The sequence below is a fragment of the Nonomuraea sp. GTA35 genome, from assembly GCF_041950525.1.
Lineage (GTDB): Bacteria > Actinomycetota > Actinomycetes > Streptosporangiales > Streptosporangiaceae > Nonomuraea.
Genome location: NZ_JBGNUV010000026.1, coordinates 18,525 through 38,797, shown reverse-complemented (window position 1 = coordinate 38,797; position 20,273 = coordinate 18,525). Strand labels below are relative to the sequence as shown.

Here is a 20,273-nt window from a genome sequence, read left to right as displayed (position 1 = left end):
CGTGGCAAAAGAGACAGGTCTCGCGTGGTCTGCGCTGTCGATCGACGACAGCGGCGGCACGCTGAGGGACATCCGCAACGACATCACGAACTTCGAGTTCGCCAGCCCCAGGGCGGTTCAGGACGTGACCGGCGTGGACAAATCGGCGATGGAGCGCTTGCTGCTGCTGGCCGACATGTCCATGAGCCTCAACGGGGTGTTCAACGACGCCAGCAACGCCTCACACGACGTGTTCAAGACCGTGCCGTCCACGAGCGTGGCCCGCGAGTTCACGCTCACGGTCAGCGGCCAGACGCTCGGCACCACCCCGCTGTGCACCCTCCTGCCGACGGACTACGCGCTCACCCGCGCGGCCGACGGCAGCCTCACCTGGCAGGTGCCCCTCGTACTCGCCAACGGCGCAGTCCCCACGTGGACGTCGGCGTGACCGGCTACGTGCGGCCGCGCACGCTCCTCCTGCGGTGGGAAGACGGAGAGTTCGCCGGCCTGGAGATCCGTGCCCGCCGGGCCAGCTTGGAGACCTTCTTCAGGTTCGCTCCGATCCTGGACGGCGGCATCGACGTGTCCAACCCGAAGGGCCGCGAGGAGTTCCTGGGCCTGGCCTTGGAGTTCGGCACGTACTTGGTGTCCTGGAACGTGCAGGAGGAGGACGGGCACGGCAACAAGACGCCGGTCCCGTGCACGCCCGAGGAGTTCGTCGCCTCGGACCCGCGGTTCTTCCGCGAGGTGCTGGACCAGTGGGCCGAGGCCATCGCTGGAGTGCCCGTCCCTTTGGACAGCAGATCGCCCGGTGGCGAGCCGTTCCCGGAGGCATCTCTGCCTGTGGAACCCCTGTCACCGAGCCTCGCGAGCTGAGGGACGCGCGCTGGATTCTCGCGCAGTGCACCCGCTTCGGGTGCCTGCCCAGCGCGCTGATGGAGGAAGACGCAGGACTGATCCGCCTGCTGCGCCTGGAGGAGATGGCCGGACCGAACACGGGGGAGGGGGCGAGCTGGATTGAGCAATGAAGTCGAGATCGTCGTCTCCTCGAGGGACCGGACCGGGCCCGGCCTGGCCGCCGCCCGCGGCAAGGCCAGCGCGTTCGCCGCCAGCACCAAGGCCACCTTGGGCAAGGCCGGCGTCGAAGCCGGGCAGGCGCTCGGCGACGGGATCGTACGTGGCGCCGGCGCCCGTCTGCGAGACAGCCGCGGCCGGTTCGTGCGGGGCGGCCAGGACCTGGGCGACGGCATCGCCGAAGGCATCGAGTCCGGCACCCGCCGTGGCGACCAGATCGTGGGCGGCTTCACGTCCTCCGTGCTGTCCAGCTTCCGAAAGCTGGGGCCCGGCATGGGGGCCGCGGTCACAGCCGGCCTGTACGGGGCGGCGGCTAGTGCGGGCACCGCGGCGGGCGCGGTCACGCTGGCGGTCGGCGGCGCGCTCACGGCCATCGGGGCCGTCTCGGCTGCCCAGTCGGTGAAGGTGCGGCAAGAGTGGTCCGCCGTCGGCCAGGAGGTCAAGGCCGATCTCGCGGATGCTGCCCAGCCGATGGAACGCTCCGCCCTGCGGGCGGCCACGGTCACGAGGGCCACCTTCTCGCGGCTCAAGCCGTACTTGAGCAGCTTTTTCTCGGACAGCGCCCCCGCTGTTGATCGTTTCGTCCGGTCGATCGGTGACGGGGTAGCCTCCCTGGGCCCGGCGCTGGTCCCTCTGGAGCGCGGCTACAGCGCGGTCCTGGACCGGCTCTCCGCCCGGAGCCCGGCGATCTTCGGGGCGTTGCAGCGGTCGATCGAAAACGTAGCCGAGACCGCCGAAGAGCACGCCGACGACATCGCGGGCGCGTTCGAATTTGCGGCCAGGGCCGTCGAGTTCACGACCGAGGCCGTCGATGCCCTCGCCGACTCGTGGTCCGACTTCACTGGCGACGTCAGCGATTTCACCTCCGGGAACACCGACTTCGGCAAGGGGTTCGCCGATGGCCTGTACGACCTGTACGAGAGCCTCGGCATCAACACCGAGCACATGCAGAAGATGCGGGAAGAGTGGGCCAAGACCGACGCCGCGGCGGCCAACAACGGCGGGGTGAAGGGCGCCTCGTCCGCCGCCTCCGATCTCGGCGGCGCGGCCGACGACGCCGCGGCGGGGCTTCGGGATCTCAAGGCCGAGTTCGAGCGGCTGACCGGGCCGGCTCTCGACGCGGCGGAGGCTCAACTCCGGGTGGAGGAGGCGATCGACCGGGCCGCGGAAGCCGTCCGGGAGAACGGTCGCACCCTCGACATCCATTCGGAGAAGGGCCGGGCCAACAAGGACGCCCTGATCGACCTGGCGCGTGCGTCTCAGGAACACCTCGTGGCCATGCAGAACGAGGAGGCGTCTGCAGGCGCTATCGCCGAGAAGTACAGCCAGTACCGTGGCCAGCTAGTGCAGGCGGCGCGGCAGGCCGGGGCGACGAAGGCGGAGGCTGAGTCGCTCGCTGCGGCGTGGCTGGCTGTGCCGGAGTCGGTGACGACTGCTGTGCGAGGCAATATCGGCGACCTGGAATCGAAGATCGCAGCAGCGAAGGCACGGTTGCGTGACCCGAAGCTGACCCGGCCGGAACGGGCGCAGATCCGTGCTGAGATTTCCGACCTGCAGCGGAAGGTGGCGGCGGCGAAGGCGGCGCTGGCGTCGGTCAACGGCAGTCGTGCGACGACGTTCATCGACACCATCTACCGGTACAGCGGTAAGCCGCGGGTCGGCAGCGGCACCGTGTTGGCGCCCGGTTTGGCTCGCGGCGGCATCGTCGGCGGGCTGGGCGGTGTGAAGCGGTTCGCGCAGGGCGGTGTGTCCGGCAGTGGTTCCAGCCTCGCCATGGTGGGCGAGCAGGGGCCGGAGCTGGTGCGGCTGCCCGTCGGGTCGTCAGTGACCGGGGCCGGCCAGACGCGCGCCGTGCTCGGCGGCGGGGGCGGCTTCGGGTCCATCAGCATGGCGTTCCGCTCGGGGGGCGGCGGAAGCGAGTCTGGCGGCCTGGCCAGCAGCATGCGGGACCTGACGAAGGCGTTGCGCGAGGTCGTCTCGCTGAGGGACGGCATGTCGCGCTTCACCGACAGCGTGTTCGGCCAGGGCCGCGCGCTGATGGCGTACGAAGAGGCGTGGGACGCCGTGCGCCGGTCGATGAAGGAGAACGGCAAGTCCCTCAACATCACGAAGGAAAAGGGGCGGGAGAACCGGACCGCGTTGATGGGTCTGGCCGACGCGGCGCACCAGGTGGCGTTCGCGATGCGGGACATGGGCAAGCCGACGTCCGAAATCGTGGCGAAGATGCGTGAGCAGCGCGCCGAGTTCATCAAGATGGCCCGCGCCTTCGGCCTCACGAAGAAGGAAGCCACAGCGCTGGCGGACAAGTGGGGGCTCATCCCGTCCAAGGTCAAGAGCGTCCTCACCAAGGAGTCCGCGGACCTCGCCTACAACAAGCAGGCGGAGGCATTCAACGCCCGCCTCGACGGCAAGGCGACGGGCGGGCCAGCCGGCGGGTGGACGATGGTCGGCGAGCGCGGCGCCGAGCTCGTGAAACTCCCCTTCGGTAGTCAGGTCACCTCGGCGAATCAGACCGCGGCCATGCTCGCAAGCGGCGCGGCGCCGGCCCCGACCGTCATCGAGCTGCGGTCCTCCGGCAGTGCGATCGACGACATGCTCCTGCAGATCCTCCGCAAGGCCATCCGCGTCCGTGGTGGCAATGTCCAGCTCGTGCTCGGGAGGACCTGATGTTCCCTCAGGCCGTCCTGCCGCTGGCCGTCGAGCTGTATCTCGACGGCGCGTGGGTGGACGTCACCTCGCACGTGTACCGCCGAGACATGGTGAGCATCCGGCGCGGCCGGGCGGACGAGGCCGGGCAGGTCGATCGGTCCTCCTGCTCGCTGACCATGAACAACCGGGACGGCCGCTACAGCCCCAGGAACCCCGTCGGTCCGTACTACGGGCAGCTCACCCGCAACACTCCCGTCCGGATCGCCATCGAGGACGGCGACACCTACCTCGCGCTCGACGGCGCGACCGGCGACCGGGCCACCACTCTCGACCACGCGAGCCTGGACATCACCGGCGACATCGACATCCGCATCGACATCACCGCCGCGTCGTGGCGGACCGTGATGGACATGGCAGCCAAGTACGAGACCACCGGCAACCAACGCTCGTGGGCGTTCTACCTGCACGGTAACGGCTCCGGGGTGCCGTGTTTCACCTGGTCCGCCAACGGCACTGCGACCACCGACGTGGTCGCCACCGAGCCGTGCCCCGCCCCCGCCGACGGCCGCCAGGCGCTCAGGGTGACGTTCGACGTCAACAACGGCGCGGGCGGCAACACGGCCACGTTCTACTATGCGGAGACGATCGCGGGCCCGTGGACGCAGCTCGGGGACCCGGTGGTAACCGCTGGCACAACCTCGATCTTCTCCAGCTCGGCCGAGCTGGAGGTCGGCGACGTCACCGACTTCACCGGGTTCCCGGTGGTCGGGGCGGTGCACGCGTTCGAGCTGCGCAACGGCATCGCCGGGTCGATCGTGGCTAACCCCGACTTCACCGCGCAGACACCCGGCGCGGCCAGCTTCGCCGACTCCTCTGGCCGGACGTGGACGGTGCAGGGGGGCGCCGCCATCAGCAACCGGTGCTGGCGCTTCCACGGTGAGGTGAGCAGCTGGCCGCCGCGGTGGGACATCACCGGCGAGGACGCCTACGTCCCGATCGAGGCGTCCGGCGTGCTCCAGCGGCTGAGCCGGGGTGGCGATTCCCGGGACCCCAGCGGTGCTCAGGGAGGCGTTCTCGGCTCAGCTATGTACCGGGGCCGCATCTTCGACACGGCGGGCCTGGTGGCGTACTGGCCGCTCCAAGATGCCGAAGGCAGCACGTCGCTGGCGCCGGCGCTCGACCATGGACCGCTGACGATCATCGGCACGCCGACGCTCGCGGGGTTCGAGGGGTTCACCGCCTCGAACCCGATCCTGGTGCTGGCCAACGCCGAGCTGCGCGGCGGCGCGCCCACCTACACCGACACCGGGCAGACACAGATCCGCTTCCTGATGGCGGTCCCGTCCGGCGGCGACGCTGACAACCAGGCCATCTTGACGTTCTACACGACCGGCTCCGTGCGCAGGTGGGAGTTGCACTACGGCACCGGCGGCACCTTGGGCCTGCGCAGCTTCGACGCCGGCGGCACGCAGCTGTTCGACACCGGCGACATGGCCTATGCCGTGAACGGCGAACTCCTGCTCGTATCGGTGGAGCTGACCCAGAACGGCGCGAACATCGACTACACGGTGAGCACGCTCGAACCGGGCGCCTCCTCGGGGCTGGCCACCTCAGCCACGCTGAACGCGAACACCGTGGGCCGCGTCGGCTCGGTGATCCTCAACCCGGCCGGTGGGCTCATCACCACAGCAATCGGCCACCTCAGCATCCAGAACGCCGTCACGACCCTCTTCGACCTCGGCTCCCAGCTCGACGCCTGGCGGGGCGAGCGGGCCGGCCGCCGCATCGAGCGGCTCTGCGCGGAGGAGGGCGTCGCGTTCCGGGCGCTCGGTGACCTCGACGACAGCGCCCGGCTCGGCGCGCAGCGCCCCGACACCCTGATGAACCTGATCCGGGCAGCGGCCGACGCCGACGCGGGGATGCTGTTCGAGCCGCGCGATGTGCTCGGGCTCGGCTACCGGACCCGCACGTCGCTGTACAACCAGGACGCCCGGCTCGCCCTCGACTACGAGCAGCACGAGCTCGCCGACGCCGTGTCCCCGGTGGACGACGACCAGGCGATCACGAACGACGTGACCGTCACCCGCACCGGAGGATCCAGCGCGCGGGCGGTCCAGGAGACCGGCACTCTGTCGGTACTGCCGCCCCCAGCCGGGGTGGGCCGCTACCCGGGCGAGGTGACTCTCGCGGTGGAGTACGACCTCGACCTGTTCGAACAGGCCGGGTGGCGGCTCCATCTGGGCACGGTGGACGAGGCGAGGTATCCGCAGCTCTCCCTCAACCTCGCGCATGCCTCCTTCGCCGGCGACGCCGCGCAGATGGCCGACGCTCGGGGGCTGGAGGTGGGGGACCGGGTCACGGTGGCCAACCCGCCTGACGAGATGCCGCCCGAGACGATCAGCCAGCTCGTGCAGGGCCACAGCGAGGAGCTCGGCAACTACGAGCACACGATCACGCTCAACTGCTCGCCGGAGTCGCCCTACCAGGTGGCCACCTACGACGGCGCCGCCCGCTACATGCCGGTCGACACCGTGCTGAACGAGGCGCTCGACACGACGGAGACCGGCGTCGACATCACCACACCGACCGGGCCGCTCTGGTCGACGTCCGCCAGCGGGTTCGACGTGATGATCGGCGGCGAGCGGATGACCGTGTCGGCGGTCGGCGCTGCGGCGGGCACCGTGCAGACCCTGACCGTCACCCGCTCCGTCAACGGCGTCGTCAAGTCCCACGCCAGCGGCGCGACCGTATCCATGTTCCAGCCCGCCATCTACGCGCTCTAAGGAGGTGCGATGCCGAACATCCTGGTCGGAGCGCCCATCTCAGCTACCGACCGCCCTGCGTCAGCGTGGGCGTCGGACACGACGGCCAACACCGACATCAGCTCCACGAGCTTTATCGCGGGCACGCCGCAGGTGTCGCTCACCTTCGTCGCGCCGACCAGCGGTGCCGTGCTCCTCTCGGTCGGCGTCGCCGGCGCGGACAACGGCGGCACCAACCGCATCCACCTCGCGCCCGAAGTGCGCGTCGGCAGTGTGGCAGGCGCCGTGGTGCTGGCCGCCGACGTGACCAGCCGCGGCGTGGGTCTGCCTGGCGAGTCGTCGGCCAACGTGCACAGGTCGAGGACGACTCTGCTGACCGGGTTGACCGCGGGGACGACCTACTTCGCGCGCACCATGCATAAGGTGTCCGGCGGGCTGACGGCTGACATCGCGGTGCGGGAAATCACCGTCATCCCCACGCCGCTTGGGTCCAGCTTCGCGGGGCGGCCGGTGCGGGCGCTCGACTACCCGCCGGCGGTGTGGGCGCAGGACGTCACGCAGATCAACAACCCGACCAACAGCGGCTACATCGCCGGCACGCCCGCAGTCGAGGTGACGTTCACGGCGCCGACGTCGGGGCGGGTGCTGCTCATCGTCGGCGGCGGGCTCGGCAACGGCGCGGCGGGCGACAGGATCTTCCTGTCGCCGGAGGTACGGGAGACCAACAGCAGCGGCGCCGTGGTGCTGACCCCGAGCGTGACGAACAGGGGTTTCGGCAGCGACATCGCCGCCGCGGCGTTCGCCTACGGCTCCAGGGAGAGCGTCCTCGACGGGCTCACCCCCGGCCAGCTCTACTACGCCCGCGTCATGTACGCCGTCCAGACGGGCGACCCGGGCGGCTCGACGCAGGACATTGCGGCCCGCGACATCGCGGTGGTGCCGATCTCATGACGATCAAAGCCGGTGATCTCGTCCGCACGCTGTCGCCGACGGCGTTCTTCCACGACGACACGATCCTGACGGAGATCTCCAACACCAGCTACGCGACGGGCAGCCCCGAGATCGGTGTCTACTTCGTAGCCCCGCCTTCGGGCAAGGTGCGGTTGACGGTCGGCGGCGGGTTCAGGGACAACGGCGCGGCCCCCTTGGACCGCATCTTCTTGAGCCCGCAGTTGTTCCGGGACTCCGCCGACGGTACCGAGGTCCTCGCCCCCAGCGTCACCCTGCGCGGCTACCTCAGCCTGTCGAACAACACCGCGTTCCAGTACGGGTGCCGCGTCTCCCTCATCGAGAACTTGACGCCGGGCCAGCTCTACTACATCCGCACCATGCACCTGGTCACGCCCGGAACCGATCCCGACAACGCCGACATCGCCGCCCGCGACCTGATCGTGATCCCGCTGCCATGAGGAGCAGCCCATGACCTTGAACAGGAAGGACCGCCTGCGGCTCAACCCGTTCGGTTCGGCGGCCGCCGCGGCGGCCGTGGCCTTGGGCCTGCTCGGCCTGGTCGTCGGCCAGGACATTTCTCAGGGCATGACCAACAGCTTGCGCGGGGTCGCCGGCCCTGTCGCCCACCTCTGGGGTGCCGAGCTCGCCGCCGGCGGGCTGCTCAAACTCGTGGGGTTGTACTGGCAGCACAGCGAGCTGGAGACGCCGGGCCTGTGGATGCTCGCCGGCGGCTACGCCTTCTACTCCATCACCGTCATGGTCGGCCTGGGCGTGCACGGCCTGGCTGCTGGCATCATCTCCGGCGCCCTGGCCGTCGGCTGCCTCGTCAAGGTTCGCGTGATCATGCGCAGCGCCCGCACCGCGGCGCGAGAGAGCCGGGAGAGGGGGGAGGCGTGACGTGGACCGAGGTTCTGGTCTCCATCGCTCAGGTCGCCGCGGGCGGCGGCATCGTCCAGGCGATCATGGCCATCACCCGTCGCCGCCGGGACCTACGCCAGCTGGACCGGCAGACCGACTCTGTCGCTGTGGAGACGGCGGACAAGGTCGTCAACATGCTGCGCACCGAGTTGGACACGGCCAAGGCCGAGATCGCCGAGCTGCGGCAGGAGCGCGCCGACCAGCAACGGCAGATCCAGCAGCTCGCCGAGCAGGTGTCGGTCCTGAGAGCCGAACTCGCGGTGGCCAAGGCAGAGATCTTCCGTCTCAGCGGAGCGTAAGCAAGGAGGTAGGAACGTGCCCGAGATGAGCGAGGCCGAACTGGTGGCCGAGCAGGTTAACCAGCACCCCACGGGGCCGACCGAACCGGACGAGGAGGAGCTTCTCCGTCGGCTGTACGGGGAGGCCGACTCCGGCGGGATCTACCGCGGCGAGCCGCAGTCGTGAGCGGCGCCAAGGCGATGCTCGCCGAAGCCCGCCAGGACCTCGGCCTGAGCGGCCGCCCCAACCGGATCACGCGCTGGTACGCCGAGCGCAACGGCAGCGAGTTCCTGGAGGCGCCATGGTGCGATCAGGCGATCTCGCACTGGGCCCACCTGTCCGGCACCGCGGACGCCGTGCTGCCGGCCGGGGACAGGGCCTACACCGTGTGGCACGCCGAGGACGGGCAGCGGCTCGGCCGGTGGTTTGCCGGCACCGCCGCCAACGTCCGGGCACACGCCGTGCCCGGATCGGTGATCTTCTTCGACTGGGGCGGCACTAACGAGACAGGCGCGATCGACCACGTGGGCCTGGTCGAGGTCAATTTGCAGGACGGTCGCGTGCAGACGATCGAGGCGAACACGGGCGACGCGGTGAAGCGCCGCGTCAGAGGGCCCGAGGTCATCGCGGGGTTCTGGAATCCCGACTACAACAAGGAGGACAACGTGACCGGAGACACCATCTACAAGGCGACCTGGGAGACGGACGCCATGCCGGTCCCGTACGGCTCGGAGACGAACAAGGAGTGGAAGCCCCGCAGCGTGCTGGTCGACCACGGGGTGCAGCTCCGGAAGATCCTGGCGGAGCTCGCCGCGCAGGGGGCGACGATCACCGCGATGGCCGAAGCGCTCGCCAAGCAGGACGGCGAGATCGACGTGGAGGCGCTGGTCGCCCGGATCCGGTCGGAGATCGAGAGGGTCACGGTACGGCTCGACGTCGACGACCAGCCGCAGGCCCCGCAGCCTTAACGATCTTCCTGTTCTCCGCCCTCATCCGAGGGCGGTCCATCCCCTGTGAGGTGATCATGAAAAGACGACTCATGACCGGCCAGTTCTGGGGTGACACCATCGAGCGTATGGTGCGCGCCGGCGCCAGCTCGGCGCTGGCCACGATCGGCACCGACAGGATCGGCATCCTCGACATCGCCTGGCCTGGGGTGGGCTCGATCGCCGCCGGCGCGGCTGCCGTGAGCCTGCTCATGTCCATCGTGGCGGGCACGAGCGGCGATCCCACGACGGCCGGGTTCACCACGAGCAGCCGCGGATAGCCTGGCCATTTGAGAGCTTCGGCCCGTGGGGAAGCGGGACCTACAGCCAGGAGCTCGGCGAGCAGAACCGCGGTCCCTTTCCGTTCGGGGGATACATCACGTTCGAGCCGGTCGTATCGGCCGAGCGGACCGTGACCGTCTACGTCAGCCCGGCGGAAGCCGGCTGACCACCGACACGACGACGCCCCACCACCCGGCGAGGGAGGTGGGGCGTCCTGCTGTGCTGCCGCTCTCTACGTGCTCACGCCTCCTGGCGGCGCAGAACGTTATCCGGCGTATCCAGCCAGATCGACTGCCCGTCCGGCGCGACGGTGACGCCGTAGCGCTCCCAGCTCGGCTCGCCCCAGCTCACCCACCGCGCGTACGCGTGCAGGACCTCGTCCCACACCGGCCGGTCGCCGACCTGCTGCACGGCATGCCGAGTGCGGCCTGGCCGCCAGGTGGCGACCGCGTACGATCCCGGATCACCCGCAGGCGCGACGACCATCCGCCAGTACTCGCCGTCGTCGTCAACGCCGGAGCTGACCGACGACTCCAGACCGGTCAGCGCGGAGATCGCCAGATCCGCACCGTTGCACAGGTCGCCGAGCGCTCTCGGATCGAGCGCGGTCCAGTACCAGCGGGTCGTCTCAGCCGTCTCCTGGGAGCCCGGCCTCTGGGCCCGCATCCACATGTAGGAGGCGAAGCCGACCACCCGGCCTGCAGCGGTGCCGTCGTCCTGGACTTCTAGTCGCAGGACAACGCCGTCGCCGTAACCCGGGTGCCAGGGCAGCACGATGACCGCGCCCGGCCGGCACTGCTCGACCCATGCGTACGGGACCTCGCGGATGCCGCACGTTACGTGCACCCGGTCGTACGGCTCCCCGTCCATGCAGCCGAGCGCGCCGTCGCCGACGAGCAGCCGCGGATGGAACCCGGCGTAGCTCAGGTTCTTCGCCGCCTGCTCGGCCACCTGCGGGTCCACCTCGATCGAGGTCACCTCCCCGTGACCTCCGACGAGGTGGGACAGCAGCGCGGCCGTCCACCCGGTCCCGGTCCCGATCTCCAGCACCCGGTGCCCCGGCTCGGGGCCGAGCTGGTTGAGCAGGTCGGCGACGGTGGCAGGCTCGGACGCCGATGACGTGAAGTCGCCCTTCAACGCGGTCAGCGGCGTGGCGCCGTCGTCGAGTTGCGTGACGATGCCGTTGGGGCCGTAAACGGCTCGATACCAGGCGTCGGGGTCGGCTTGCCGGTCGATCAGGTACCGTTCGCCGTCGTCATCGCGGACCAGGCCCACGTCGGGAATGAAGTGGTGGCGGGGTACCGCGCGGACGGCGTCCACGATGGACTCGCTGATGTGGCCTCGCTCTTCGGGATCGAGGGAGGCGATCAGCCGGTCCATGTAGGGGACTATGTCCACTACCTGCTTCCGCCCTTCTTGCCGTCGCCGCTGTGGCCGCCGCCCCTGGCCTGTCCGTGATTGTCCTCGGTGCTTTGGCTCCCCTTGTCCTTGTCCTTGTCGAACGGCCGATCGGTCGGCTCGCCACCGTGCTTGTTGCCCATGCTGTCTTCCTTCCGTGGTTGTGTGCTGTTGAGGTGAGCCACGGTCTAGATGGGATCCTGTCTGCGGACTGTTGAGGCGGGGCCGGTGCCGCCGAGCCTGCTCAGGGGCCGAACGTCTCGGCGGCGGTGCGGAGCGCCGCGACCAGCTCGCGTCGGCGCCCAGGCAGCGCGTCGAGGACATCGGCAAGGTCGGCGGCCGTCCCGGGGTCAAGGTCCCGTGCCCGCCGGACGCCATCGGTGACGCGAGTGATCCGGATGATCGGCGGGCAGTCAGCGATTTGGCCGATGAACAGCTCGACCTCGACGCCGTTGACGCGCCAGAGGGCGAGCTGGGCGGCGTGGCCGGGCAGGTCTTCGGGCCGGTGCCAGGCGCGGCACCACGGGATATGGCATTGGGATGCCGGGGCGAAGTTCGCCACGCTCCTCCCTTCGGGTTGGTGTCGGCGGCCGCCCCCGGAGGGGCCGGGCCGGGCGGCGCGGCGTGGCCCTCCGGGGGCGGGGCCGGTCATGGCTGGGCCACCAGGAAATGCATGGAGCGCTCCAGGAGCTGGCGCATCGTGTCCGGGGGCAGCTCGCCCGTGGCCAGGATCTGGGCATGGGCATGGCGCAGGTCGTGGTCGAGCGCATCGGGACGCTCCCGCTTGACGAGCAAGCGCGGGATGTGGCCCAGCGTGTCGCGTTCCCGGTCGCTCTCGGCCTCCCACCGCAGAGACACAGCGCCATCAGCATGCGCCGTCACGATTTCGATCACCTGGCCTCCTCGCCGGTGCTGGTGAGTTCAGCGTGCAGGGCCTTGACCTCGCCCAGGAGCGATCGGACCTCGGAGGCGCAATGGGGAACGCCGGCGCGCACGGCCCTGGCGTAGTTCGCGGCCTGGGTCGCGATGCGCTCGGCGAGGTCGTCGGCGGTGAAACTCCCGGTGCCGACCTCCGGGATGCCGAGCCTTCCGAAGCCGGTCATTGCACGACCACCCGCAACACGTGCATGATCGCGTCGGCGACCTGGTCGATGCTGTCGGCGGAGCCGAGCTCCGAGCCCCAGTTCCAGCAGAAGGTGCCGTTTTTGAAGGCGACCGAGTCGTGGAATGCGTGATCGGCCGGGTTGCGGACGTGGAGGAGGGGATGGGCGTCGGAGCCGCGCATGTCGGCGAGCCATCCCCGGGCCTCCAGTTTGAGACGCAGCAGGTCGAGCTGCTCTCTGGCGTTAAGAGCCGTGTGAATGTCCATGGCCACGGACCGTAAGTCGTACGTGGCTACACGTTTTCACAGCTGTGAAATGCGTCACACGAGTTAGTGGGGCATTCCCATGCGGGCAGCTATCCCGCGCAGCTCCCGGGTGAGCGCAGCCGCGCGGGCCTGCTCCATCATGACAGCCACGGTCTCTCGGACCGCCGCATTGTTCCTGATGCGCTGCGGCGCCACGTTCTCGGCCTGGAGCAGCCACGGGAGCGCGTTCGCTGTGGTCTTGGGATCTCGCGCGAGGCCCCGACCCACGTCAACGAGATACGAGGCGTACCGCGACCGTATCGGCTTGAGGGCGGTCTGGTTGACGGCCTGAGCCTTCTCCAGGACGGCGCCGCCGAGCTCGCCGGATTCGACCGCGATGGCGACGCGCCAGACGTTGACATTGGTGGTCGAGAAGCTCGACCAGTTGCCGGTGGGGTCGTCAGGGATCCGTGCCGCCAGGGCACGCGCCTCCTCCATCCACGCCCGCGAGGTGTCGAACCGGTGCTCGACCGCCGCGCTGAGGCTGGCCGTCAGCGTGAGCATGCCGAGCACCATGATGCCCGCCGGGTCGGCTGCGTCCGGCTGGAGGGTGTTGGCCGCGCGCTCGGCGGCCAGCAAAGTACGGCTCCAACTGCCCTCGCGGGGCATGGTCTGGATGCGGTAGTAGGCCGCCTTGCCGATCGCGACAGGGTCGCCCAAGAGCCGAGCCGCTTCCTCGGCGCGGGCGGCGGCCTGGTAGGCGAGATCGGTGTACCCGAGGTCCTTCATCCGGAACGTAGCGAAATTGCAGGCTTCGATCAGCGTGGCCAAGGCCACCTTCTGTGCCTGCTCATCCGAAGGCGTGGCCGCGTGGACGTGCAGCTCGTCGAGGACCGCGGGCAGCCGCTGGCCGAGCTCGACGTAGTCACAGCGGTCGAATACCTCTTGCAACTCGAGGGTGGCCGCAACAAGCTCATCGAGTGGACGAGCTTCGTCATGCGCGGCCTGGGCGAGGGTGTTGGTCTGGAGGGCGACACGCATCGCGGGGATGGCCGCGTGTGGGCCTGCCTGCACGGGGTCGGCCGACAGGTGCGGGCCGCCGACGATGTCCGTCTCGGAGATCCGCAGCGCGGAGGCCAGTGCGGTGATGTAGGAGCGGCGGTCCAGTGCGCGCTGTCCGCGTTCGGCCATCGACAGGAAGGACGTGCTCACTCCGGCCAGGCCGGCCAGCTCGGCGAGCGTCATGCCGCGCCAGCGCCTGAGGGTCCTCAGGCGGGCCCCGATGGTAATCTCGTCGTACATCAGCCCTGCACCTCCTGAAAGGGTCGCACCTTCAGGCTACGGTGCGGGGCTTTTGCTGTCTCTGAACATCCGCAGATGTTCAGCTGATCAGGCCTTGGGTCTGCGCAGATACCAGGCCAGCACGTCGTTAATCAACGCCTGGCGGTCGGCCGGCGTCTTGGCGTCCGGCGCGAGGGCCAACCAGATCTCCTGGGCGACGCGGACGAGCTGACCGGCTTCCGGCTCGGGGTGGCTGCCCGGCCGTTCGGGGAGCCGGGCTCCCGGGCGTCCTAGATACCAGGCGATGAACTCGTTGATCAGCTTGGTGCGGTCAGTGCCCTGGGCCGACGCGGACGTGCCGAAGTCCGTCCAGTCGGTGGTGGCGACGCGCACGTGTCGACCTGTTGTTTCGGGCACGCGATCACCGTACGTGGTCTTCCTCGTGGCCACAATTCCACCCCTTCGCGTTGCGACTGTAGACACAGCGAACGTATGGTGTAGACACAGTGATCGCAAGCGATGGAGGGGACATGCCAGAGGTGGCACACGGCGAGCCAGACGTGGCTCGCCCCGAACCACACCGACCCGAGGCCGTGCCACCGGTGGCACGGCCCGGCCTCCTCAGCCGGATCGGACACCGCATCACGGCTGCGGCCAGGCTCGTGCACCACGTCGACGGGCCCGCCCGGCCCCGCCGGCACCAGCCGCCCGCGCCACCCGTGGCACACGCTGTGCCAGCCGTGGCACAGAGCGCGCCACCCGTGGCACACTCCGCGCCGGCCGTGGCACAACCGGCCCCGCAGGTGGCACAGGCCGCGCCAGCGCCGCCGCGCGCCGCGCGCCGCCTGGCCGTCACGCTCGCCGTCCTCCTCGCCGCCGTCATCGGCGTGGCCTTCCGCGGCTCGTGGACCGCCCATTCCGACGGCGCCCGGGCGGCACACTTCGACAACTGGGGAGCGTTCCTCTACCCCTTCGCCCCAGACGGTCTGATCGTCCTCGCGCTCGTCGGCGCGGTCGTCCTGCGGCACAAGTTCTGGCCCCGCGCGTACTGCCTCTTCGTGGTCGTGCTGTTCACCGGCACGTCCTATGTGGTGAACCACCTGCACGGCTCCGGAACCTTCCTCATGACCGGCGACGGTGACAACGCCCGCCTCATCAAGCCCCTGGACGGGCAGGTCGTCGGCCTGATCGCGGGCCAGCTCGTGGGCGCCATCGCCTTCGGCAGCCACATCCTGATGCACGTCTTCCGGCACCTGTTCCCCGCGGCGCTCGACGCCCACGCCGAGCCGGCCGCACCCGCCACCCTGCCGGACACCCCGCCGACGGTGACGGTCGAGCCCACCGCCGCCCCCGCCCTGGCGCAACCTCCCGCGCAGGTCGCCGTCGCTGCCGTCCCGGCCGCGCTGGCACAGGCCGTGCCACCGCCCGCGGAGCCTGTGCCACCGCTGGCACAGGACGAGCCACCGGCGGCACACGACGAGCCACGGCCGGAGCTCTCCCCCGAGGAGCGTGCCGCCCGCGAGTACGCCGCGAGCCTCGACCGGCGTGAGCCGACCAGCGAGCGCGCCCTGGCGGACGTGTTCGGCGTCGGCCGCCGCCGCGCCGCAGAGATCGTCGTCGAGGTCGTCTCCGACCGATACCAGAACTACCTCGCCGCCGGCGGGCAGCCGCTGACCGACGAGGACCTCGCGAGCCAGTTCCGGCTCAGCGTGGCACGCGCCAGCGAGGTCCTGGCACGCACGCGCCAGGACGAGCCGGAGGCTGAGCCACCGCGCGCCACCGTGGACATCCCGGAGGAGCCTGACGCGCCCCGGCGAGTGGTGCAGCTCCGACCCCAGTACGCGGCCAACGCCCACGCGGCAGGTGGCACATGACTGCGCCGGCACCCGACGAGCCACCACTGGCTCACGACGAGCCGTTCCTGGCACACGACGAGCCAGACACGCAGCCGGTCACGCTGCGTGACAGCCTCGGAGAGGCGGACGAGCCGCCGGACCGGACCCCGCAGTCGCCCGCACCGGCTCCCAAGGAATCGCCGGGTGACGACGATGCGGCGCCGGTCGACCTTGGCACGCCTGTTGGGCAGCTGGCCGCGGGCGCCGTCCTGGTCCTGGTGCTCGGCGGCTGGTTGCTGTACCGGCTGGGCGGCTGGACGCTGGTGTTGATCGTGCTGGGCGCGCTCGTCGCGCTCGCCGTGCTGGTCGTGGCTGCGCCGTTCATCTGGCGGGCGCTGCGCCGGCGCGGCTCCGGCTCCGGCTCCCGCCGCTCCTGGCCGGCGTCCGGCCCGCGCGGGACGTCGGCGGCGGCGCGAGCTCCTCGCGGTGGCGGCGCCGGCGGGGGTCGGGGCGGGCTCCGGTCCGCTCTCGGCCGCCTGATGCCGGGAGGCCGGCCGCGCGCCCCCGGCGCGGCCGGCGGCCGCGCAGGCGGTCACACCGCAAGCAAGGACAAGCGTGGCTGGGCCGGGCGGGCCGGTCGCGCCATCGCCGCCGCCGCTCGCCGGCTGACTCACCGCTCAGGACGCGAGCACGCCGGAGGACGCGACAGACGGGATCGGGCTGCTCACCGTGGCCCTGTGCGCCGGTCCGCGGCTGCGGTGGCCCGTGGTGCCAGGGCCGCCGGACGGCGCGTCGGCTCGCTGTTGAGCCCCGTCGGCCGGGCGGCCAGGCGCGCGGGCTCGGTGATCGGCCGCGGCCTGAGACGGGCCGGGCGGCAGGCCGACAGGGTCACCGGCGGGCGGCTCAGCCGCGTCTGGGCCCGCATCGCGTCCGCAGGCTGGCCGCGTGCCCTGCTGACGCGCCTGGCCCGCTGGGACGAGCGGCTGACCGGCGGGTTAGTCGCCGCGGTCTGGTCCTGGTGGCGACGCCGGAAGGCCAGCGACGAGGACGCCGAGCACGCCAGCGACGGTCGCAGCGAGGACGACGAGGCCACCGTCGAGCTGCCCAACGCAGGTACCACATCCAGCACGGCCGCCACCGCGGCGGCCACGACCACGACAGGACGAAGCATGAGTGAGTTTGCCCTGGTCACACACGCTACCGAGCTGCCCACCATCGCAGCCGAGTATGAGAGCGACCACATGATGGACGTCCGCGGCCACATGCAGATGCTCCGCGAGCTCCCACTGGCCGCCGGCACGGCGGTGCGCATCTGGACCGAGCGCCTGGCTGCTGACTACCCGCTCAACGCCGATGCCGCCGAGGCGCTGCAGCGGGTGTACGACGCGTTCGGCGCCGCCGTCGAGGCCGCCGACGAGGCCCTCGTCATCTTCGAGGGCTCCCACGAGCACGACATCGAGCTGCAGTTGCAGCCGCGGGTCAACGAGTACAAGTGGAACAACCGCTGACCCACGTGGTCTAGGGGGATACGGACGTGAAATCCAGAAAGCCACAGGTCAGAAAGCCACAGGACACCCAGCCGAGAGCCGACTGGAGACTGCAGCCGCGAGGGCCGTGGAGCGCCGCCGGGCTCAGCGGCCTGGCCCTCGCCGTGGCCGCGACGATCGGGCACGAGATCGGCGTCGACCCACTGTGGGCGGTCGGCGCCGGCACCATCGCCACGGTGGGCACCCTGGCCGTCCACCGCGACCTCGGCCCGGCGCCGCTGTGGTACCGGATGGGCTGCGCCATCGGCGCCGGATCCTGGCTGACCTGGGGGCTCGCGTCCGGGATCTGGAACGGTGCCACGATGGGCGCACTCGGCTTGGGCCTGCTGGGCGCGGCCGTGTTCGCCCCGATCGCCAATCGGCCGCCCAAGCCGCGGCCGAGCGTCACTGGCTCACTCGACCGTGACCGGCCCATCGGTAAGAGCGTCGTCGTCCGCCGGCACGTCGCCCAGGCCGAGGAATGGGTGGCACGTATCCGCCGGGTCGCGAAGATCCGCGTCCAGATCCTCGAGTTCCGGGAGTGGTCGAACCGCTACGGGTTCAGCATGCTGTTGCAGCAGCCGCTCGGCGCGTCGACCACGACGCGGCTGGTTCAGGCCGCGGTGGGTCTGGCCGAGGACAACGGCCTGGACCACGGGTGCGGGGTGGAGTTCATGCCCGGCCCGCGCCGGGGCACGCTGTGGATGCACGTGGCCACCGTCAACGGCCTGGCCGAGACCATCCCCCATCCCGGCATTCGGCTCGGCGGCAGCATCTCCGACCCGGACGCGATCCGGCTGGGCCAGCACCGCGACGGCAAGACCACCACCGTGGCGCTGCGTGAGAGCACGATGGTCGTGGCCGGGCAGAAGCGCAGCGGGAAGACCGGCACGCTGCACGACATCACCGCCGACGCCGGCGCGCTGGACGACACGATCGTCTTTCACATGGACCTCAACGGCGGCGGCGTCAGCAGGGCGTGGCTGCGCCCCTGGTTGCAGGGCCGCACTCGTAGGCCGACGATCGACTGGGCCGCGTCCTGCCCCGAGGAGGCCCTGCTGATGGCGCACGCCCTGGTCGCCATCGCCAAGGACCGCAAGTCCACCACGACCGACCTGAAGGCAGAGGCGGACGTGCAGCTGCTGCCCGTCTCCAGGGACCTGCCGGCGATCCTGCTGATCCTGGATGAGGGCAAGGAAGTCCTCGGCCAGAAGGTCACCGACCCGGTCGTCCGGCAGATCCGCCGGCTGCTGGAGACGCTCGTGGACATCGGCGGCAACGAGGCGTGCAACGCCGTGCTCAGCGTGCTGCGTTCGACGTCGAACACGCTGTCCACGGAGATCCTCAAGCAGTGCAGCACGCGGGCCACGATGCGGGTGTTCGACCAGTCGGAGCTGGACTACCTGTTCGGCTACCGCAAAGGCATCACCCCCCAGGACGCCCCTGAGCAGGGCTCAGGCTTCCTGGCGGCCGGGCCCGGCGGGCCGAGACCCTTCAAGGCCTTCTTCATGAAACCGTCCGACATCGACGCCGCGGCGGTGGCGATCGCCGAGCACCGGCCCGACCTCGACGCCGCGGCGGTCGAGGCCGCCGGCGAGGCGTACGCCAGCCGGTACGAGCGGATGCGCTACCTGTACGCCACCCCGGCGCAGCAGGCCACCATGACGCCGCCGGAGCCGGTCGTGCTGCCGGGCTTCGAGGGCGCCTCGCCCTGGTACCCGGCGGGCAACGACCCCGAGGACGGCCAGGAGGAGACTGCCGCGCGGCTGCCGATCCGGCGCGCGCCCGGCACGGTCGCGCGCCGCTCGCACCTGCGGCTGCTGCCGTCGGAAGGGATCACCTCGGGGTGGGGCGACCTCGACCGCCGCCGCCCGGCCACCCGTCCCACCCCGGCCGCTCCGGCCGCGCGGGCCGAGGCGCGGCCCGCCATGGTGCGTGCGGAGCATGTGACCGAGATCAGCGACGGCGGCCACCCTGTCCCCGAACTCCTGGAGCGCGCGCTGCAGCTGCGCTGGGACGGCGGCCGGATGCACAGCGTCCGCTTGGCCGAGCAGCTTGGCATGAGCGAGCACGAGCTGGCCGCGCTCCTGGGCGCGCTCGGCGTCGCCACGCTGCCCAACGCGTTCGAGCGAGGCGGTGTCCGGCGCCGGGGCTACGAGCGCCAGGCCCTCGTCGACGCCGCGTCGGCGGTCCGCGCCGGCGAGCTGGAGGTCCCCCCGGAAGTGGCCGCCTGGACGGCCGCCTGACCCTCCCCACGACCCCCACGGAAGCCCTGTGGCACCCCCACAGACGGCCCTGTGGGGGGCGTGGGAGTACCACGGCCCCTCACCAGGAGAAACGAACCCGTGTGGGGGTTGTGGGGGGTCGCGCGAACCCCCTCTGAGGGGCCTCTGAGGGGGTCCGAACCCCCACACGACGAAGACCCCCACAGGCAGCAGAGAACGCCTCGCACAGGATCGCCGGCGGGTGTACGAGTGAGGACAGCGACGGGGTAGCACAGACGGGAGAACACCCAGTGATCAACAATGCCAACGAGCTGATCGGAACGGCCAGCGAAGCAGACTACGGTCGCTTGCCCGACGACCTCACCACCCGCAGGATCATCAAGGCCATGCGGGACCGCGCCGCCGAGCATCTGGAGAAGTACGGCACTCCGAACGATGTGAGCGCCCTGCTATTCGCCGTCGATCAACTCCACTGGTACGCCCGCCATCTGGCTGCCACTGTCGACCTGCCCGAGGTCCCCACCCTGGAGGAGCAGGAGGAGATGACCGGGCGCGAGAAGTTCCAGCGCGCGGTCCGGTCGACGATGCTCGCCATGCGCGCGGGCAACACGGTGGACACCGCGATCGTGATGGACGCGTACGACGCCTCGGAGAAGTGGGCCTTCGACGTGGTGCGGACTGCCGGCAAAGAAATCGACCGGCAGCCCGGCGGGTAACCAGGCGCGGCGGTCCGGGCCGCCACATCGGGAGCGATGCAGAAGACCCCCCGGGCTGCCCGTG

23 protein-coding genes are annotated in these 20,273 nt (G+C 70.6%); 15 read left to right on the top strand and 8 right to left on the bottom strand.

Going from position 1 to position 20,273, the window contains the following annotated elements:
- Position 1 precedes the first annotated feature (1 nt).
- The 11 genes from ACBJ32_RS56195 (at position 2) to ACBJ32_RS56145 (ending at position 9,879) form a co-directional block, all read left to right on the top strand.
- Entirely contained in the window at positions 2-427 is a 426-nt protein-coding gene (locus ACBJ32_RS56195; protein ID WP_375133819.1) for a hypothetical protein, read from the top strand.
- Positions 412-855, top strand: coding sequence for a hypothetical protein (locus ACBJ32_RS56190; RefSeq protein ID WP_375133818.1), 444 nt, complete (start codon positions 412-414; stop codon positions 853-855). The genes ACBJ32_RS56195 and ACBJ32_RS56190 overlap by 16 nt, the downstream gene beginning before the upstream one ends.
- A 141-nt stretch (positions 856-996) precedes the next feature.
- Positions 997-3,720, top strand: coding sequence for a hypothetical protein (locus ACBJ32_RS56185; RefSeq protein ID WP_375133817.1), 2,724 nt, complete (start codon positions 997-999; stop codon positions 3,718-3,720).
- Entirely contained in the window at positions 3,720-6,485 is a 2,766-nt protein-coding gene (locus tag ACBJ32_RS56180; protein ID WP_375133816.1) for a hypothetical protein, read from the top strand. The genes ACBJ32_RS56185 and ACBJ32_RS56180 overlap by 1 nt, the downstream gene beginning before the upstream one ends.
- A 9-nt stretch (positions 6,486-6,494) precedes the next feature.
- The gene (locus tag ACBJ32_RS56175) at positions 6,495-7,415 is read left to right on the top strand and encodes a hypothetical protein (RefSeq protein WP_375133815.1); all 921 of its coding nucleotides are present in this window, start codon (positions 6,495-6,497) and stop codon (positions 7,413-7,415) included.
- On the top strand, positions 7,412-7,873 hold the full coding sequence (locus ACBJ32_RS56170) for a hypothetical protein (RefSeq protein WP_375133814.1): 462 nt from the start codon (positions 7,412-7,414) through the stop codon (positions 7,871-7,873). The genes ACBJ32_RS56175 and ACBJ32_RS56170 overlap by 4 nt, the downstream gene beginning before the upstream one ends.
- A gap of 10 nt (positions 7,874-7,883) precedes the next feature.
- The gene (locus tag ACBJ32_RS56165) at positions 7,884-8,312 is read left to right on the top strand and encodes a hypothetical protein (protein WP_375133813.1); all 429 of its coding nucleotides are present in this window, start codon (positions 7,884-7,886) and stop codon (positions 8,310-8,312) included.
- Complete coding sequence (locus ACBJ32_RS56160) at positions 8,309-8,632, top strand: hypothetical protein (protein ID WP_375133812.1); 324 nt, start codon at positions 8,309-8,311, stop codon at positions 8,630-8,632. The genes ACBJ32_RS56165 and ACBJ32_RS56160 overlap by 4 nt, the downstream gene beginning before the upstream one ends.
- 16 nt (positions 8,633-8,648) lie before the next feature.
- Positions 8,649-8,798, top strand: coding sequence for a hypothetical protein (locus ACBJ32_RS56155; protein ID WP_375133811.1), 150 nt, complete (start codon positions 8,649-8,651; stop codon positions 8,796-8,798).
- Complete coding sequence (locus tag ACBJ32_RS56150) at positions 8,795-9,580, top strand: CHAP domain-containing protein (RefSeq protein WP_375133810.1); 786 nt, start codon at positions 8,795-8,797, stop codon at positions 9,578-9,580. Before ACBJ32_RS56155 ends, ACBJ32_RS56150 begins: the two co-directional genes overlap by 4 nt.
- Positions 9,581-9,636: 56 nt before the next feature.
- On the top strand, positions 9,637-9,879 hold the full coding sequence (locus ACBJ32_RS56145) for a holin (protein WP_375133809.1): 243 nt from the start codon (positions 9,637-9,639) through the stop codon (positions 9,877-9,879).
- A 241-nt stretch (positions 9,880-10,120) separates the two neighbouring features.
- On the opposite strand, the gene ACBJ32_RS56140 is transcribed toward ACBJ32_RS56145, so the two are convergent.
- From ACBJ32_RS56140 to ACBJ32_RS56105, 8 genes are all read right to left on the bottom strand, one after another.
- A complete protein-coding gene (locus ACBJ32_RS56140) occupies positions 10,121-11,260 on the bottom strand; it encodes a methyltransferase domain-containing protein (protein WP_375133808.1) in 1,140 nt (379 codons plus the stop codon).
- A 17-nt stretch (positions 11,261-11,277) separates the two neighbouring features.
- Complete coding sequence (locus ACBJ32_RS56135) at positions 11,278-11,421, bottom strand: hypothetical protein (protein ID WP_375133807.1); 144 nt, start codon at positions 11,419-11,421, stop codon at positions 11,278-11,280.
- A 101-nt stretch (positions 11,422-11,522) separates the two neighbouring features.
- Positions 11,523-11,840: a hypothetical protein gene (locus tag ACBJ32_RS56130; protein ID WP_375133806.1), complete on the bottom strand. Its 318-nt coding sequence runs from the start codon at positions 11,838-11,840 to the stop codon at positions 11,523-11,525.
- A gap of 86 nt (positions 11,841-11,926) precedes the next feature.
- The gene (locus ACBJ32_RS56125) at positions 11,927-12,172 is read right to left on the bottom strand and encodes a hypothetical protein (protein WP_375133805.1); all 246 of its coding nucleotides are present in this window, start codon (positions 12,170-12,172) and stop codon (positions 11,927-11,929) included.
- On the bottom strand, positions 12,169-12,381 hold the full coding sequence (locus ACBJ32_RS56120; protein WP_375133804.1) for a hypothetical protein: 213 nt from the start codon (positions 12,379-12,381) through the stop codon (positions 12,169-12,171). Before ACBJ32_RS56120 ends, ACBJ32_RS56125 begins: the two co-directional genes overlap by 4 nt.
- Positions 12,378-12,647, bottom strand: a complete 270-nt coding sequence (locus tag ACBJ32_RS56115) for a hypothetical protein (protein WP_375133803.1) — start codon at positions 12,645-12,647, stop codon at positions 12,378-12,380. Before ACBJ32_RS56115 ends, ACBJ32_RS56120 begins: the two co-directional genes overlap by 4 nt.
- A 63-nt stretch (positions 12,648-12,710) precedes the next feature.
- Positions 12,711-13,928 carry a helix-turn-helix domain-containing protein gene (locus ACBJ32_RS56110; protein ID WP_375133802.1) on the bottom strand — a complete coding sequence of 406 codons (1,218 nt, stop codon included), beginning with the start codon at positions 13,926-13,928 and terminating at the stop codon, positions 12,711-12,713.
- An 87-nt stretch (positions 13,929-14,015) separates the two neighbouring features.
- Entirely contained in the window at positions 14,016-14,324 is a 309-nt protein-coding gene (locus tag ACBJ32_RS56105; RefSeq protein WP_375133801.1) for a hypothetical protein, read from the bottom strand.
- A 365-nt stretch (positions 14,325-14,689) separates the two neighbouring features.
- Here ACBJ32_RS56105 and ACBJ32_RS56100 point away from each other — a divergent pair, with 365 nt between their 5' ends.
- The 4 genes from ACBJ32_RS56100 (at position 14,690) to ACBJ32_RS56085 (ending at position 20,209) form a co-directional block, all read left to right on the top strand.
- Complete coding sequence (locus ACBJ32_RS56100) at positions 14,690-15,781, top strand: hypothetical protein (protein WP_375133800.1); 1,092 nt, start codon at positions 14,690-14,692, stop codon at positions 15,779-15,781.
- Complete coding sequence (locus tag ACBJ32_RS56095) at positions 15,778-17,250, top strand: hypothetical protein (RefSeq protein WP_375133799.1); 1,473 nt, start codon at positions 15,778-15,780, stop codon at positions 17,248-17,250. The genes ACBJ32_RS56100 and ACBJ32_RS56095 overlap by 4 nt, the downstream gene beginning before the upstream one ends.
- 26 nt (positions 17,251-17,276) lie before the next feature.
- Complete coding sequence (locus tag ACBJ32_RS56090; protein WP_375133798.1) at positions 17,277-19,514, top strand: hypothetical protein; 2,238 nt, start codon at positions 17,277-17,279, stop codon at positions 19,512-19,514.
- Positions 19,515-19,783: 269 nt separating this feature from the next.
- Positions 19,784-20,209: a hypothetical protein gene (locus ACBJ32_RS56085; protein WP_375133797.1), complete on the top strand. Its 426-nt coding sequence runs from the start codon at positions 19,784-19,786 to the stop codon at positions 20,207-20,209.
- Positions 20,210-20,273: the final 64 nt, after the last annotated feature.

Coding starts and splice junctions, on each gene's coding strand:
- ACBJ32_RS56180 (WP_375133816.1), top strand. CDS start 3,720: ATGTTCCCTCAGGCCGTCCTGCCGCTGGCCGTCGAGCTGTATCTCGAC.
- ACBJ32_RS56175 (WP_375133815.1), top strand. CDS start 6,495: ATGCCGAACATCCTGGTCGGAGCGCCCATCTCAGCTACCGACCGCCCT.
- ACBJ32_RS56170 (WP_375133814.1), top strand. CDS start 7,412: ATGACGATCAAAGCCGGTGATCTCGTCCGCACGCTGTCGCCGACGGCG.
- ACBJ32_RS56165 (WP_375133813.1), top strand. CDS start 7,884: ATGACCTTGAACAGGAAGGACCGCCTGCGGCTCAACCCGTTCGGTTCG.
- ACBJ32_RS56145 (WP_375133809.1), top strand. CDS start 9,637: ATGAAAAGACGACTCATGACCGGCCAGTTCTGGGGTGACACCATCGAG.
- ACBJ32_RS56140 (WP_375133808.1), bottom strand. CDS start 11,260: ATGGACCGGCTGATCGCCTCCCTCGATCCCGAAGAGCGAGGCCACATC.
- ACBJ32_RS56135 (WP_375133807.1), bottom strand. CDS start 11,421: ATGGGCAACAAGCACGGTGGCGAGCCGACCGATCGGCCGTTCGACAAG.
- ACBJ32_RS56120 (WP_375133804.1), bottom strand. CDS start 12,381: ATGACCGGCTTCGGAAGGCTCGGCATCCCGGAGGTCGGCACCGGGAGT.
- ACBJ32_RS56115 (WP_375133803.1), bottom strand. CDS start 12,647: ATGGACATTCACACGGCTCTTAACGCCAGAGAGCAGCTCGACCTGCTG.
- ACBJ32_RS56110 (WP_375133802.1), bottom strand. CDS start 13,928: ATGTACGACGAGATTACCATCGGGGCCCGCCTGAGGACCCTCAGGCGC.
- ACBJ32_RS56095 (WP_375133799.1), top strand. CDS start 15,778: ATGACTGCGCCGGCACCCGACGAGCCACCACTGGCTCACGACGAGCCG.